We start from the raw sequence: 14691 nt of genomic DNA on the forward strand, positions 1-14691 counted from the left end.
CAGTCTGAAGGAGGCAGTCCATATCTTACGGGGTATCAAACTAACGGGCTATCAGGCCACAGGCCAGCCTGCCGGTGAACAACACCCGGCACCGAAAGTTTACATGCAAAGAGAACGATCATCATGGCGGAGAGAGAGGGATTCGAACCCTCGGAACGCTTGCACGCTCAACGGTTTTCGAGACCGCCCCAATCGACCACTCTGGCACCTCTCCGGGGAACTGGAATGGAACAGGGGCAGCGCCCACCATCACCAGCTGATGGCCGGTGTTATGGCGGGATTTTACAGGATTGGCAAGAGGCAGCCCTCTTCCATCCCGCCTGCCCGCCACAAATCCTGCTTTTTTATTGACGGTGCAGGAGAAAAGCAGTACAGAACCCCTCTGTTCCTACGGTTTTCCGCTGCTGGCGGGGCACCGTCTGAACCAATGACAAAAAGCGAGCAGGTCATCCTCCTTTCGCAGAAAGGAAGGAATACGGCCAGAGGCTTCGGTAACATAAAGAGAGTTTTGCATGTTTGCAGTCATCCGCACGGGCGGGAAACAGTACCGCGTCGCCAAGGACGCCATCCTGAAGGTTGAGAAGCTGGATGCCGAGGCTGGCAGCACAGTCACCTTCTCCGACGTTCTGATGGTCGGTGGTGAGGCTGGCACGAAGATCGGTGCCCCTCTGGTCGAGGGTGCCAGCGTGACCGCCGAGGTCGTCGCACAGGACCGTCTGCCGACCGTCATCATCTTCAAGAAACGCCGCCGTCAGAACAGCCGTCGCAAGAACGGCCATCGTCAGCCGGTCACCGTTCTGCGCATTACCGCAATCAACGCTGCGTAATTTCGCCCGTTCCTAAGGAGACACAGTCATGGCACAAAAAAAAGCAGGTGGTTCCAGCCGTAACGGACGCGACAGTGCGGGCCGCCGTCTTGGTGTGAAGAAGTTCGGTGGCCAGAGCGTCATCGCCGGCAACATCATCATCCGTCAGCGTGGCACCAAGGTGCACCCGGGTGAGAACGTTGGCATGGGGCGTGACCACACCCTCTTCTCACTGGTTGATGGCCGCGTGCGCTTCCAGCGTCGTGCTGGTGGCAAGGTACACGTTTCCGTTGCCCTGGCAGAAGCTGCCGAATAACGCACTCTGCCTGCCCTGACGGGCACAGAGCATGAAGAAGGGTCGGCTCCATCAGTGGTGCCGGCCTTTTTTCTTCCTGTCCCTTTCCCCTCCCCCTTGCTGTGGCGGCCTTCCCATGAAGTTTCTTGACCAAGCCAAAATCTATGTCCGCTCCGGTGATGGAGGAGATGGCGTTGTCGCCTTCCGCCGGGAAAAATACATCGAATTCGGTGGGCCGGATGGCGGTGACGGTGGCCGGGGTGGCCACATCTATTTCCGTGCCGTGCCGAGCCTCAACACGCTGATCGACTTCCGCTACACGCAGCACTTCCGTGCCCGCAAGGGTGGCAACGGGGCTGGCTCCAACAGGACCGGGGCGGGAGCGGATGATGTCATCATTGATGTTCCCATCGGCACGCAGATCTTCGATGAAGACCGTGAGACCCTGCTGGCGGACCTTGATGAGGAAAACAAGACCGTCCTGCTCTGTCAGGGTGGCGATGGTGGCCTGGGCAACGCCCATTACAAGAGCAGCACCAACCGTGCCCCACGCCGGGCCGACAAGGGCTTCCCCGGGGAGGAACGCTGGGTCTGGCTCCGGCTGAAGCTGATTGCCGATGTCGGGCTTGTCGGCCTGCCCAATGCGGGCAAGTCCACCCTGCTCTCGGTGGCCTCCCGTGCCCGCCCCAAGATTGCGGACTATCCCTTCACGACCCTGCATCCACAGCTTGGCGTCGTGCGCCTCAATGCCGTGGAAGAATTCGTCATTGCCGACATTCCCGGCCTCATTGAAGGTGCCAGCGAAGGAACGGGTCTGGGTGACCGCTTCCTCGGCCATGTGGAACGCTGTGCCGTCCTGATCCATCTGGTTGATGGGACGGATGAAAACTGCATCCAGAACTGGAAGCTCATCCGCAAGGAGCTGAAAGCCTATGATGAAGGGCTGGCAGCCAAGCCGGAGGTTCTCGTCCTGAACAAATGTGACGCTCTGCTGCCGGAAGAAATCGAGGAGCGAAAGGCTGCTCTAGAAGCTGCTTCTGGTGCAGAAGTTCACCTACTTTCAGGCGTCAGCCGGGACGGCCTGCCGGAACTGCTGCGCCATCTTCAGGACCGTGTAACGGCCTCCCGCAACGAAGGTCTCTAAGTCCCCCCAATAAAAAGGGCCGTGCGACATAGTATCGCACGGCCTTTTCTGTATCCTGTTCCCGGAAGCCGTCAGGCCCAGATGACGGACAGGCTCCTCACACCCTGCGCCCCACGGATCAGGACGCCCTGAATGTCAGCCGTGGCGGAAGGGCCACTCATCAGCACGCCATACCCTGCCGTCCGAAACTCGGAACGTTGCTGATAGGCATTGTGCATGTTGCCCACCAGCTCATTCTTCGAGAGCAGGACGATCAGATGCTGCGCCAGGTGGACATCGGCCAGATGGTCTTTCAGCTCCACCTCACTCAGGAAGACGCCACCCGTTTCCGCCACACCAAAAGCAGCCCGCACGACCATCACATCCACCGTGTCGGCCTGTTCGTGCGTTTCCAGGTCTTCAATCCGCAGCGTCCCTTCCACCTCTGGCACGGCAGTGCAGAGGTTGCGCAGTTCCGGGAAAGCCCGCTTGATCGCCTGCTCAATCCCTTCTCCATCCTGCAAAGGCAGCATCCTGCCGCCCATCAGGGCCAGACTGGCCTCGAACCGTTCCGGGCTGGCGTCCTGATCCCCCAATGTCACGACAGGCGGCAAAGGATACGCCCCTTCCTGCGGAGACTTCTTTTCCTTCAGACGCTGCATGATGACATCACGGGCACTCATCGTCTCGTCACTCATGCCTGTGTCTCCTCATGCTGTGCCTTGGTCCTGTTCAGACGGTTTTTCTTGTACCAGCTGTGGAATGTCTCCTTCACCGGATGAGGCAGCTCCCGATGTTTGCCCCACGGATTCAGATAATTGTACAGCACGAAACGGGGCATGGTCTTCAGGGCCACTTCCGTCCCGCTGATGGCCAGACGGTACATGGTCGGCTGGGCCAGCAGCCGCCCCGCCATCTTCATGATCTCCCGTTTGACGAACGGAATTTCATGCCGTTCTGCCAGAACACGCCGCCATTTATAGAGCTGCTCGTGAATGTCGATCTTGACCGGACAGACATTGGTACAGCTTCCATTCATCGTGGAGGCGAAGGGCAGCGTGCTGAATTTTCTGGCGTTGAAGGTCGGGTCAATGATCGCCCCGATCGGCCCGGAATAGACGGACCCGTAAGACTGCCCACCAGACCGGCGATAGACCGGGCAGGTATTCATGCAGGCCCCACAGCGGATGCACTTCAGAGAGGTCCAGAAATCATCCATCCCCAGCCGTTCGGACCGACCATTATCCACGAGGATGACATGCATCTCCCCGCCCTTCTTCGGCCTGCGGAAATGGGTCGTGTACTGGGTGATCGGTGAGCCGAGCGCACTGCGGGACAGAAGGCGGATGAACACGCCAAGGTCCGCCATGCGGGGGACCAGACGTTCAATCCCCAGCGTGGCAATATGCAGGTTGGGCAGATTGGCACTGAGGTCCGCATTCCCCTCATTGGTGCAGACGACAAAGCTGCCCGTCTCCGCCACAAGAAAGTTGCCTCCCGTCATGCCCGTATCGCCACTCAGCAGGACCGGACGGGCCGCATTGCGCTGCGCCTCCGCCAGAGCGTGCGGGTCATCAATGTTCGGGTCGGTATTGTAATATTTGGCAAAGGTCTTTGCCACATCCGTTGTCAGCTTCTGGACAGCCGGAACGACCACATGGCTGGGCAGCTGGTTGTCCAGCTGCTGGATGCGTTCGCCAAGGTCCGTCTCCGTCACGCTGACGCCCTTTGGCTCCAGATACTCCCGCATCTCGCACTCATCGGTAATCATCGACTTGCTCTTGATGATGGATGAGTGGCCGTGATCCTTGAGAATCTTCTCCACGATGCGATTATGTTCCGCACCATCCCTAGCCCAGTGGACATGGATGCCACTGCGGCGGGCATTCTCCTCAAACTGCTCCAGATACTGGGGCAGATGGGCCAGCGTATGTTCCTTCAGCCGGGATGCCTGCTCGCGCAGCTCCTGCCATTCCGGCATGATGTGCATCTGCTCGTCACGCTTCTGGCGCATGTCCCACAAGCGTTCATCATGAAAGTGACGATGCGGCTCATCCTCCAGAAACTCCGCCGCCAGTTTGGCGTGAGGGACTGGTCTGTTGCTCATGCCCTCGCTCCATTCAGAATTTCAGCAATATGGATGAAGCGGATGGGCACGCCATTACGCTCGGCGCAGCCCTGCTGGTGCATCATGCAGGACGTGTCGGCAGAGACGATATACTCCGCACCGGCATCATGATGATCCGTCACCTTGTCCAACCCCATGCGGGCAGAGACGGCCTCTTCCGTCACGGAATAGGTGCCACCGAAGCCACAACATTCATCCGGGCGTCGTGGTGCAGCAAAGGAAATGCCCTTCACGGCGGAAAGAAGGGTCTTGGGTTTGGAGAAAAAAGGCTCGCCCAGCTCGGACATGCTGGCCGTCCGCAGGGACCGCAATGTGGCGCAGCTGTTATGCAGCCCGACCTTGTGAGGGAACTCCGCCCACGGGAATTCACGCACCTTCAGAACATCATGAATGAACTCGACAAGCTCATATGTGTTCTTGCGCACATGCCGGACCTCATCCGTCTGCTCAATGGCATCAAAATTGTCCCGGATATGATGCACGCAACTCCCTGAGGGGGAGACAATCACATCATATTTCGAGAAATTGCGGATAAAGAGAGCTTCCGTCTCTTTGGCATCACGGTTGCACCCGGAATTCGCCATGGGCTGACCACAACAGGTCTGGTCCATGGGATACTCAACTTCCTGCCCCAGCTTTTCCAGCAATTCCAGCGTGGCAATACCCGTCTGGGGATAGAAGGCATCCATGTAACAGGGAATGAATAAACCTATCTTCATAATGGGTGATTATAAAAAAATATCACCTACTCAACAATAAAACAAAACGTGACTGACAATCTCTACTGCAAAAAATCTCATTTAAATAGAAGAAATACAATTTTTTAAATGATACTTATTATCAATTAATTGAATGACCCTCAGAAAAAAGGGGCGTCCATGACGCCCCTCTCCTCATCCACCCTTCTGCTTCAGCAGAAGTGCGAGCTATCTTATTTGCTCAGCTCCGGCAGAGGGTTCATCAGGGCCGGGTTGTCGGCATAATCAACCGGCACGGCGATGACCACCGGTCCCTGCGTTTCCATTCCTTCACGCAGGGCAGCCTTCAGGCTGTCCACACTATTGACGTTGATGCCCTTGGCGCCAAAAGAACGGGCAAAAGCAGCAAAATCGATCGGGCCAAAGGCCACGGCAGCATCACGCCCGTACTTCTTCTCTTCCTGAATACGGACCATGTTGAAGTGCTGGTCCACCCAGATGATGTGGATCAGGTTGCTCTTCAGGCGAACGGCGGTCTCAAGGTCCATGGAGGACATCATGAAGCTGCCGTCACCGGAGACGGAAATGACCTTCTGGGCCGGGTTCACGATGCTGGCAGACATGGCCCATGGGAGAGCCACGCCCATCGTCTGCTGGCCATTGCTGATCAGCATCTGGCGGGCACGGAAGACCTCAAGGAAACGGGCATGCCAGATGTGGAAGGACCCCATGTCCAGACAGATCGTGATGTCCTGCGCCACGAAATCTTCCATCACCTTGATGATCTCAAGCGGATGGAGCATCCCCTGCTGGGTGCTCTTGGCCTTGGCAAAGGCAGATTTCTGGGAGGCACGATAAACCTCCAGAATCTTGTCCAGCGCAGCGCCGGATGTCAGGGCGCCTGTCTCCCTGGTCAGGTGCTGCACGCTCAGGGCGATGGAGCCGATCAGCTCGATCTCGGGATTGAAAGCATTGTCCAGCTGGGCCGGAACAACATCGATATTGATGATCGGGCGGGCTGATTTCCTGTTCCACAGGCACGGATCATATTCGATCGGGTTGTAACCGATGGCCACGACCAGATCAGCCTCATCCAGCAGGTAATCACCATACTGGTTGTGGAAGAGACCGACACGGCCACCGAAACGGGAGACCAGATCCTTGGAAACAGCGCCAGCAGCCTGATAGGTACCAACAACCGGAAGGTTCGTCTGCTTGACGAAAGCACGGATGGCCTCGGCATTCTCCGGCTTGCTGGCCTTCATGCCCAGCAGGACGACCGGCTTCTTGGCCTTCTTCAGGGCAGCGGCAGCCTCCTTGATGACGTCTTCCGGTGCAGGACCGGCCTTGACGGCATTACGGTTGCCCATCACCGGATAATCTTCCGTGATCTCGGAATTCAGGACATCCATCGGTACGCTGACGAACACGCCACCCTGACGGGGGCTCTCAGCCGCACGGAACGCATTGCCGATGACCTCCGACGTGGCCGCTGGAGCACCGATCTCGGCGCTGTACTTCGTCACCGGGCGCAGCATGCTGACCGTATCCATGCTCTGATGGGTCAGCTTCAGCAGGTCGGCACGACCGACAGCTCCACCGATCGTCAGTACCGGGTCACCTTCGGACGTTGCCGTGGCCAGACCCGTTGCCAGATTGGACACACCCGGGCCTGATGTGGCAATGGCCACACCAGCCCGCCCCGTGATGCGGCCGATACCTCCGGCCATGAAGACGGCATTCTGCTCATGCCGGGCAACGATCGTACGAATGGGAGAGTCTTCCAGCGCCTCGAAAAGACGGTCGATCTTGGCACCCGGAATACCAACAATGTGGTCAACGCCATGAGCCTCAAGATTGCGGACGATCAGATCGGCGGCTGTCTGTGCGGCCTTGTGAGATTTTTTCTGTGTCATGATGTTTTTTCCTGATCATGCCCGCCCTGAAAATACCAGACGGGCCGTGTAATCATAATGTGACCGAAGAGAGCGACCGGCCCCTCAGCCACCCTCTGCCGTGCGGATGGCCTCATGCAGGCCAGCGGGCTGAAGGTCTGCCTTGGCAAATTCTTCCGTCTTCGGCAGAGAAATCTCCAGATCGGACATGCGGGCAACTTCCAGCTTGCCGGATTTCACACGATAATTCGTCACATGGCCGCCATGCTTGCGGTCATCGCTGAGAACATGGAGGTGATACCCTGCCACATTGATCCCCTGCATGTAGGGCGGCGTACGGAAACCCAGCATCACCCCGCTAATCTCTCCCATGCTGAAGGTAGGCTGCTTGGCCACCACTTCCAGCATCCCCGGATAGGGCTTGTGCTGGCAGAAAACGGTCCGGGTATCGACCTTCTCGAACTCACCCGTAAAACGGACAGCCCCGAAAAGATTGGGATTGTCGATCAGCCCGTCGACAAGCTCCTCGAACTCCTCTTTACCCATCGGCCGGTCGATGGTGACCGTCTTTTCCGGCTCGAAATAGGTCACACAGGCGAAAGGCGTTTTCATGTCCGCTGTCGTACCGGAGGCAATCCCCTCGGAGCGGAACTGGCGGACCTCACCTTCCGTCACAATCATTTCGCCATCCAGGGCATCAAACGTCCCCAGGCCGAAATCACCATGCTGGACCAGCTCACCCAACGTCATTTCACCATCGTAAACAGCGTCCAGCAGAGCTGCCATCGTGGATGTCTGGAAAAGACGGTTTGGCTTTACACCTGAAGGTCGAGTCATATTGCCCCCTGTGTTGTGAATGGTCCTTTCTGTAAGGCAGGAGATGAATTCAGACAAATATATAGTTCCCATTGTCTCCATACATTTTATATATGGGTCATGGATATCCGACATTTCCGCTATTTCGTCACCATCGCCGAAACCGGCAACATCACCAAAGCGGCTGAAAAACTGGGCATGGAACAGCCACCACTCAGCCAGCAGATCCGTCGCCTGGAAAGCTCTCTGGGCGTGTCACTCTTTCGCCGCCAGCCTCGTGGGGTAAGCCTGACAGAAGCCGGGCTGACCCTCCTGCCCCATGCACGGCTGATCCTCGACCTGCGCCGCCAGTTCATTGAAGATGCCCACGGGCTGGCCCAGGGCAAGAAAGGCCACCTCCGCATCGGGCTGGCCGGAGCCGTACCGCTGCTGCCCAGCATCCCCTTTGCCATCCGGCAGTTCAGCACAATTGCACCGGGCGTGACTCTGTCCCTGGAAGAAAGCAATACTCCCGCCCTCTGCGAAGCCCTGCTCTCCTACCGCATGGACATCACGATCCTGCGCCCTCCCGTGCCAGATCAGGCCAACGTGAAGGTCATCCCCCTGCTGGATGAGCCGACATTGATCGCCCTGCCCAAAGGCCACCCCTTCACCAGCCTGCCGGAAATACATCTCAGCCGCCTGGCGGCGGAACCACTCATCATCTTCCCCCGTGAGCTGGGGCCAGGCTTCTTTGATGCCATTCTGGCGGCCTACCGGGACGCCGGTGTTACCCCATCCCTCGGGCAACAGGCCCCCCAGATTGCCGGGACCATCCCACTTGTGGCTGCCGGGCTGGGGGTCTCCATCGTTCCCCAGTCGCTCCACCAGCTCCATACAGGCGGCGTGACCTTCCACAGGATCGCCCGCCCCGCCCCTCATGCCACGCTGGCCATCGGCATACGGACGGGGGAGCAGCCACCGCTCATCCATCACTTCATCACCGTCCTCCAGCAGGCCTGCAAAACCCATCTGACGCTCCCCGACTGAGCATCAGACACGCAAAAAAGCCTTCCCCCTCTGGCCCCAGGAACCAGAAGGGAAAGGCTCTCTTTTCTCCATACGTCAGAGACGTGATCTGCTTACATGCCCAGCGCACGGCGGTAGATGTCCAGCAGGGTCTCCTGCTCCTCCACCTCGGCAGGCTCCTGCTTTCGCAGCTTGATCAGCTGCTTGATGACCTTGACATCAAACCCGGCCGATTTTGCCTCCGTGAACACATCGCGGATGTCAGACCCAAGTGCCTTGCGCTCTTCTTCCAGACGTTCGACACGGTCAATAATGGACCGCAGACGATCAACCGCAATGCCGCCTGTCACGGCACCTTCATCACCATTTCCCATATCCATACACCATACTCCTCAAATCTGCCCGGATGCCGGTTCTTCTGGGCGGCTTATCGCTCCCTCATGGCCGTGGTCAATACCATCCAGCGGAAAGGCACTTCCCCTTCCCGCCCATATGAATGACAGACAGCCCATATTCACTGCCAGAAAAGCCACAAAGACGGAAAAACGCAAATGTGAACATGCCATTACATAAGGCCCAATCCTCTGCCGTCACGTCCTTCCGCAGCATCCTGCCACCTGCCGCCCTGCCTGCATGACCTGAAACACGCCCCCGCTCCCGGCCGCTCTTCCATCCATCCTGTTATGGCTTGAACGGGACATCGGACAGGCTCTAAAAGGAGGTCAGAAACAAGACCGGAGGCAGACTGATGCCTCACCCGAGTTTCCAGACAGAAAAGGTACGCCTCACCATGGCCCACTCTCAGCAGACCGCACCGTTTGACTACGTCATCTTCGGCGCCACGGGCGATCTGACGATGCGCAAACTGCTTCCAGCTCTCTACAACCAGCTCCGCATCGGACATGTTCCAGAAGAAGCCCGCATCATCGGGACTGCCCGCTCCTCACTGTCCCGCGAGGACTACATCACCCGTGCCCGTGAGGCTCTGGAAACCTTCCTCCCCGCCCAGCACAGGGATGAGGCGCTGATCGAGCGTTTCCTCAAGAAAATTCATTACGTCACGCTGGACGGCACGAAGAGCGACCATAACTGGGACGACCTGAAGGCTGTCCTGGACCAGTCACCGGCCGACCGCATCCGTGTCTTCTACTATTCCACGGCCCCGCAGCTCTTCGAGGCCATCAGCGAAAACCTCCACCGTTTCGGTTTCATCACCCCGCACTCCCGTGTCGTGCTGGAAAAACCAATCGGTACAGACAGTGCCTCCGCCAGAGCCATCAATGACGGTGTGAGCCGCTTCTTCGAAGAAGGGCAGATTTTCCGCATCGACCATTATCTGGGCAAGGAAACCGTGCAGGACATCATCGCCCTGCGCTTTGCCAATCCGCTCTTCAGCGCCGTCTGGTCTGCCGAGCACATCCAGAGCATCCAGATCACCGCCGCCGAGACCGTGGGCGTGGAAGGCCGTGCTGCCTATTACGACACATCCGGGGCCCTGCGGGACATGATCCAGAACCATCTGCTCCAGGTCCTCAGCCTCTGCGCCATGGAAGCCCCGGCTGACCTTGAGGCAGATACTGTCCGTGATGCCAAGGTGAACGTTCTGAAGGCCCTGCGTCCCATCCCGGAGGACAAGGTGGCCAGCGAGACCGTCCGTGCCCAGTACGTCAAAGGGGACATGAACGGCAAACCCGTTCCGGGCTATCTGGAAGAGCTGGGCGAAGACAGCCACACCGAGACCTACGCCGTCATGCGGGCCTATGTCGATACACCACGCTGGAAAGATGTTCCTTTCTACATCCGCACAGCCAAGCGTTCGACCAAAAAGGTGAGCGAAGTCGTGGTGACGTTCCGGAAGTCTGCTTCCGCCCTGTTTGGCACCTCTGCCGCCACCAACCGCCTGGTCATCCGCCTCCAGCCGGATGAAGGTTTCGGGCTGGCCCTGAACATCAAGAACCCTTCTGCCGCCGGGTTTGAGCTTCAGCACGGCACCATGTCCGGCAAATTCGCTCCGGCCGACGGCTCCCTCATTCCGGATTCCTACGAGCGCCTCATGCTGGATGCCGTCCGTGGCTATCCGGCCCTCTTCATCCGTCGTGATGAAGTGGAAGCCGCATGGGCATGGGTCGAACCGACACTGAAAACATGGGCCGCCAACAAGGTTCCGATGGCCCATTACGCCGCCGGGTCCTACGGGCCGGAAGAAGCACGCCGCTTCATCGCCACGACGGGCGATGCCTGGCACGAGGACATGGCAGACTGATCCTCCCCGGATCAGGACCGGCCTATCCGCATACGGCTTCACAGACCGCCCTGCCCCTGCCGGCAGGGCGGTTTTGCCTGTTCAAGCATCGCAGTCTCCACCATGACCACGGGGCAGACCCATCATGACCGAACCAACCACCCCTCCCCGTCTCGGCCGCCGCCGCCCGAGGCCACCCCGCTCCCTGAAGCAGCACATCATCCGACGGCTTGTCGTGCTGGTCCCGACCTTCCTGCTCATGTTCCTGTTCGTCAGGACTGGTGTGCTGGACAACCTCTATGACCAGTTCACCTTCAGCAAGCTGAGCTGGTTCGATAATACCGCCCTTGTCGAACATCTGCGGACCATCATCACCCGCAAGGGGCTGACCCCTCTGCCCCGGCGCTGCCTTGTCATGGTCGTCAATGGTGATGGCAGTGTGAACACCCCCACGATCGACGTCCTGGGACGGCATGGGAATGGCTGCCCCGGCGACACGCCATCAGCAGAGCTTCTCTTCCATGTCCGGGTAGACCGTGCTGGCCAGAGCATCATGACCGACGCCGGTTCACCTGACATGTATCATCCCCTCACCCCCTGAACGGCCCTCCCTGCCACCGCCGCTTGACCCGCCACACGGCAAGCGGCATAACGCCCCCAGCCAGATGGTCGGGCGATCGCTGTGTCCCCTGCGGGACATGGAGGAAAGTCCGGGCTCCACAGGAAGACGGTGCCGGCTAACGGCCGGCGGGGGTGACCCCAGGGACAGTGCCACAGAAACAGTACCGTCCGCCGGTTTTCTCCCCGTCATGGTGGGAAAATGCGGACAAGGGTGAAACGGTGCGGTAAGAGCGCACCGCGCGGCTGGCAACAGCGGCGGTCATGGTAAACCCCACCGGGAGCAAGACCGAATAGGAATGACGGGCCACATCCGTGGCTGAGGGGTCCTGCCCTGTCATTCGGGTTGGTTGCGTGAGGTGTGTTGCAAAACACATCCCAGAGGAATGATCGCCCCGCTTCACCATGTATGAGGCAGGACAGAACCCGGCTTACAGACCATCTGGCCCCTTCATTACTGCAAGCCCCCCAGAAAACGGCATCTGGATACTGCAGCCAGAGCCTTCATGACGCTCCGACACACAAGGCTGACGTACAGGGCCAGGCCTCTTCACTGCCATCCTCTTCCAGCCATTCTGCCCACCTGCCCCGCTTCCATGATGGCAATGAAGAATATACCAATTATTTACTTTATTAACAAAAAGACACCCCTGCCCATATCTACACAATAAAACCGCATCCCTGTGCCATTTTTTATAATAAAACTTTGACGTCCCATAAAATCCCATGATACCCCATGAAATCCCACTATGAAGGTGCGGACATGTGTCCACCATGGCAGGCAGGGAAGGAGGGACATTGCAGACCATGACCATGTTTCTCGGTACCCATGCCAGCCGTGTTGATGCCAAAGGACGCATTTCCATTCCCTCACCATTCCGGAATGCCCTGCGGGAACAGGCCCGCCCCGGAGAGGCCCTGATGATCATCAGGCCATCCCACCTTCATGACTGCCTGGAATGCTGGTCCGCCTCTGCCTTTTTCGCTTTTTCCGGCGCTCTTGATGAGTATGACCCCTTCTCGGCCGACCATGATGACCTGGCGACCAGCCTCTACGCCGATGCCTACCCGCTGGACTGCGACAGGGAAGGCCGTGTCAGCCTCCCCCGCTCCCTGAAAGACCATGCCGGACTGGAAGATGATGTCAGCTTCATGGGGCTGGGGCGTGTTTTCCAGATATGGAATCCCAGCCTTGCCGAAGAACGCCGCAGGCAGGCTCGCAGCCGCACACGGGAACTCGGCCAGCGTAAACGCTCCGAAAACAGGGAGAAGACCGCACCGTGACCCACGCCCATCAGATTGCTGAGGACATGCAGCGGGAGGGACACTTCCCTGTCATGCTGCCAGAAGTGCTGGACACACTGGCCCCGCAGGATGGAGGCGTGTATCTGGATGGCACCTTCGGCGGGGGTGGCTACAGCCGGGCCCTGCTCCGCTCGGCCTCCTGCACTGTCCATGCAATTGACCGTGACCCCGATGCCATAAAACGCGGGCAGCCTCTCGTGGCAGCCTCGGAGGGGCGGCTGCATCTCCACCAGGGAACCTTCAGCGCCATGAAAGAGCTGGCCGGTCATCATGGTCCCTTCAATGGGATCGTGCTGGATCTCGGCGTGTCCTCCTTCCAGCTGGATCAGGAAGAGCGGGGATTTTCCTTCCGTCATGATGGCCCGCTGGACATGCGCATGAGCACCGATGGCCTGAGTGCGGCGGATATCGTCAATGGTGAGAAAGAGCAGGCTCTCGCCGACATCCTCTACCATTATGGAGAAGAACGCCGCTCCCGCCGTGTCGCCCGGGCCATCATCGAGGCCCGCCAGAGCGGCCCGATCCAGACGACGGGGCAGCTGGCCGACATCATCCGCAAAGCCGTCCCGAAAGAACGTCCCAATTTCGACCCTGCTACCCGCAGTTTCCAGGCGATCCGCATTGCCGTGAATGATGAGCTGGGCGAACTGGAACGTACGCTGGAAACCGCACCGGGCCTCCTCGCACCGGGCGGCATCTTCTGCATCGTGACCTTCCATTCGCTGGAGGACCGCATGACGAAACGGGCCCTCGCCCGGCTGGCTGGCCGCATGGCTGGTCCATCCCGTCATACCCCTCTTGCCATGCAGCAGACAGAAGCCCCGTCTTTTGAACTCCTGCATACACGGCCCCGTACACCGTCCGATCAGGAACTGAATCTCAACCCCCGCTCCCGCAGCGCACGCCTGCGTGCCCTGCGACGCCTTCCCGCTCATGGAGCTTCCGCATGATCCGTTTTGTCACCCTGCTCTGTGCCGTCATGGCGGCTGGTTCCGGCCTCTTCCTCTACACGAAGAAGCATGAAACCCTCGTACTAAACCAGGATATCAGGAAAACCATTGAAGATACCCGCCGCATCCAGCAGCAGACAGCCATTCTGCGCACCCAGTGGGCCCTGCTGAACCAGCCGGACCGGCTCAGCGCCCTGGCGCAGCGGGTTCTGCCGGAGATGAGCCAGGTCGACCCCACGCAGTTCGTGCAGCTGGCAGACCTGCGGAAGCGTCTTCCCGCCATTGATCATCGCATCATCCCCATGGCCCCGGGGCGGGGACAGGCCCAGAGAGAGCTGGCATCCCTCACGGCCCCGGCACATCAGGCCACGGCGGCGCCTGCCACAACGCCCCGGCCAGTACGTGATGTCGTGGCCAGTACCGACCACGCAGAACGCAGACCCTCCCATCCTCGCATCCACAAGGATGACACGGGTGAAGCAGACCGCCAGCTTGAGCGAAGCCTGGCACTCCTGAGCGGGTCGGATGGAGACGCCATGCCCCGGCATCGTCTCCATGCCCCGACGGATAGTGCGACGGGCCAGACCCGCAGGAAGGCCCATGCCGTGCCCGACCATTCCCGCAGCGAACCCACGGAGGATGTGGCCTGGCACCCTGTCCACCAGTCTGCCAAGCACGGCCACATGAGCGGAATCCACACAGTCTCGGCCCCGGCAGACGAGCCTGCCCCCCTTCCGCCCCCTGTTCCTCTGACAGACTGACCCTCTGGCGGCTTCCGCCTGTGTTCCTTCCTTTCCTATGCCGAGC

The 14691-nt window shown here is 59.2% G+C and carries 15 protein-coding genes, 1 tRNA gene and 1 other RNA gene; 10 read left to right on the forward strand and 7 right to left on the reverse strand.

Going from position 1 to position 14691, the window contains the following annotated elements:
• Positions 1–124: 124 nt before the first annotated feature.
• A tRNA-Ser gene (locus GM608_RS05250) sits at positions 125–214 on the reverse strand.
• Between the two features lie 298 nt (positions 215–512).
• On the opposite strand from GM608_RS05250, the gene rplU reads away from it, so the two are divergent.
• From rplU to obgE, 3 genes are all read left to right on the forward strand, one after another.
• Positions 513–827, forward strand: a complete 315-nt coding sequence (gene rplU, locus GM608_RS05255) for a 50S ribosomal protein L21 (protein WP_043559869.1) — start codon at positions 513–515, stop codon at positions 825–827.
• Between the two features lie 28 nt (positions 828–855).
• A complete protein-coding gene (gene rpmA, locus GM608_RS05260) occupies positions 856–1122 on the forward strand; it encodes a 50S ribosomal protein L27 (RefSeq protein WP_043559867.1) in 267 nt (88 codons plus the stop codon).
• Positions 1123–1237: 115 nt separating this feature from the next.
• Positions 1238–2245: a GTPase ObgE gene (gene obgE / locus GM608_RS05265; RefSeq protein WP_333645154.1), complete on the forward strand. Its 1008-nt coding sequence runs from the start codon at positions 1238–1240 to the stop codon at positions 2243–2245.
• A gap of 71 nt (positions 2246–2316) precedes the next feature.
• Here the strand turns inward: obgE and GM608_RS05270 are convergent, their stop codons facing one another.
• From GM608_RS05270 to budA, 5 genes are all read right to left on the reverse strand, one after another.
• Positions 2317–2907 carry an LUD domain-containing protein gene (locus tag GM608_RS05270; RefSeq protein ID WP_333645189.1) on the reverse strand — a complete coding sequence of 197 codons (591 nt, stop codon included), beginning with the start codon at positions 2905–2907 and terminating at the stop codon, positions 2317–2319.
• Between the two features lie 11 nt (positions 2908–2918).
• Complete coding sequence (locus GM608_RS05275) at positions 2919–4331, reverse strand: lactate utilization protein B (RefSeq protein WP_333645155.1); 1413 nt, start codon at positions 4329–4331, stop codon at positions 2919–2921.
• Positions 4328–5071, reverse strand: a complete 744-nt coding sequence (locus tag GM608_RS05280; protein ID WP_043559860.1) for a (Fe-S)-binding protein — start codon at positions 5069–5071, stop codon at positions 4328–4330. The genes GM608_RS05275 and GM608_RS05280 overlap by 4 nt, the downstream gene beginning before the upstream one ends.
• Positions 5072–5283: 212 nt before the next feature.
• The gene (alsS, locus tag GM608_RS05285; RefSeq protein ID WP_043559859.1) at positions 5284–6966 is read right to left on the reverse strand and encodes an acetolactate synthase AlsS; all 1683 of its coding nucleotides are present in this window, start codon (positions 6964–6966) and stop codon (positions 5284–5286) included.
• Between the two features lie 84 nt (positions 6967–7050).
• Positions 7051–7782, reverse strand: a complete 732-nt coding sequence (gene budA / locus GM608_RS05290; RefSeq protein ID WP_043559857.1) for an acetolactate decarboxylase — start codon at positions 7780–7782, stop codon at positions 7051–7053.
• A gap of 99 nt (positions 7783–7881) precedes the next feature.
• On the opposite strand from budA, the gene GM608_RS05295 reads away from it, so the two are divergent.
• On the forward strand, positions 7882–8790 hold the full coding sequence (locus GM608_RS05295; protein WP_043559855.1) for a LysR family transcriptional regulator: 909 nt from the start codon (positions 7882–7884) through the stop codon (positions 8788–8790).
• Between the two features lie 92 nt (positions 8791–8882).
• Here GM608_RS05295 and GM608_RS05300 read toward each other — a convergent pair whose 3' ends face one another.
• Positions 8883–9149, reverse strand: coding sequence for a DUF2312 domain-containing protein (locus GM608_RS05300; RefSeq protein ID WP_043559853.1), 267 nt, complete (start codon positions 9147–9149; stop codon positions 8883–8885).
• Positions 9150–9559: 410 nt separating this feature from the next.
• Here GM608_RS05300 and zwf point away from each other — a divergent pair, with 410 nt between their 5' ends.
• The 6 genes from zwf to GM608_RS05330 all read left to right on the forward strand — a co-directional run bounded on the left by zwf (position 9560) and on the right by GM608_RS05330 (position 14645).
• Positions 9560–11032, forward strand: a complete 1473-nt coding sequence (gene zwf, locus GM608_RS05305; protein WP_333645156.1) for a glucose-6-phosphate dehydrogenase — start codon at positions 9560–9562, stop codon at positions 11030–11032.
• Between the two features lie 124 nt (positions 11033–11156).
• Complete coding sequence (locus tag GM608_RS05310; RefSeq protein WP_043559850.1) at positions 11157–11612, forward strand: hypothetical protein; 456 nt, start codon at positions 11157–11159, stop codon at positions 11610–11612.
• A 60-nt stretch (positions 11613–11672) separates the two neighbouring features.
• Positions 11673–12079: RNase P RNA component class A (gene rnpB, locus GM608_RS05315), an RNA gene on the forward strand.
• 357 nt (positions 12080–12436) lie between these two features.
• On the forward strand, positions 12437–12913 hold the full coding sequence (mraZ, locus tag GM608_RS05320; RefSeq protein WP_043561075.1) for a division/cell wall cluster transcriptional repressor MraZ: 477 nt from the start codon (positions 12437–12439) through the stop codon (positions 12911–12913).
• Between the two features lie 26 nt (positions 12914–12939).
• On the forward strand, positions 12940–13884 hold the full coding sequence (gene rsmH, locus GM608_RS05325; protein WP_043561073.1) for a 16S rRNA (cytosine(1402)-N(4))-methyltransferase RsmH: 945 nt from the start codon (positions 12940–12942) through the stop codon (positions 13882–13884).
• Complete coding sequence (locus GM608_RS05330) at positions 13881–14645, forward strand: hypothetical protein (RefSeq protein ID WP_333645158.1); 765 nt, start codon at positions 13881–13883, stop codon at positions 14643–14645. The genes rsmH and GM608_RS05330 overlap by 4 nt, the downstream gene beginning before the upstream one ends.
• The last annotated feature ends 46 nt before the right edge of the window (positions 14646–14691 follow it).

Origin of the sequence: Bombella sp. ESL0380 (assembly GCF_009725805.1) — a bacterium.
GTDB lineage: Bacteria > Pseudomonadota > Alphaproteobacteria > Acetobacterales > Acetobacteraceae > Bombella > Bombella apis.

Coding starts and splice junctions, on each gene's coding strand:
- rplU (WP_043559869.1), top strand. CDS start 513: ATGTTTGCAGTCATCCGCACGGGCGGGAAACAGTACCGCGTCGCCAAG.
- rpmA (WP_043559867.1), top strand. CDS start 856: ATGGCACAAAAAAAAGCAGGTGGTTCCAGCCGTAACGGACGCGACAGT.
- obgE (WP_333645154.1), top strand. CDS start 1,238: ATGAAGTTTCTTGACCAAGCCAAAATCTATGTCCGCTCCGGTGATGGA.
- GM608_RS05270 (WP_333645189.1), bottom strand. CDS start 2,907: ATGAGTGCCCGTGATGTCATCATGCAGCGTCTGAAGGAAAAGAAGTCT.
- GM608_RS05275 (WP_333645155.1), bottom strand. CDS start 4,331: ATGAGCAACAGACCAGTCCCTCACGCCAAACTGGCGGCGGAGTTTCTG.
- GM608_RS05280 (WP_043559860.1), bottom strand. CDS start 5,071: ATGAAGATAGGTTTATTCATTCCCTGTTACATGGATGCCTTCTATCCC.
- alsS (WP_043559859.1), bottom strand. CDS start 6,966: ATGACACAGAAAAAATCTCACAAGGCCGCACAGACAGCCGCCGATCTG.
- budA (WP_043559857.1), bottom strand. CDS start 7,782: ATGACTCGACCTTCAGGTGTAAAGCCAAACCGTCTTTTCCAGACATCC.
- GM608_RS05295 (WP_043559855.1), top strand. CDS start 7,882: ATGGATATCCGACATTTCCGCTATTTCGTCACCATCGCCGAAACCGGC.
- GM608_RS05300 (WP_043559853.1), bottom strand. CDS start 9,149: ATGGATATGGGAAATGGTGATGAAGGTGCCGTGACAGGCGGCATTGCG.
- zwf (WP_333645156.1), top strand. CDS start 9,560: ATGGCCCACTCTCAGCAGACCGCACCGTTTGACTACGTCATCTTCGGC.
- GM608_RS05310 (WP_043559850.1), top strand. CDS start 11,157: ATGACCGAACCAACCACCCCTCCCCGTCTCGGCCGCCGCCGCCCGAGG.
- mraZ (WP_043561075.1), top strand. CDS start 12,437: ATGACCATGTTTCTCGGTACCCATGCCAGCCGTGTTGATGCCAAAGGA.
- rsmH (WP_043561073.1), top strand. CDS start 12,940: ATGCAGCGGGAGGGACACTTCCCTGTCATGCTGCCAGAAGTGCTGGAC.
- GM608_RS05330 (WP_333645158.1), top strand. CDS start 13,881: ATGATCCGTTTTGTCACCCTGCTCTGTGCCGTCATGGCGGCTGGTTCC.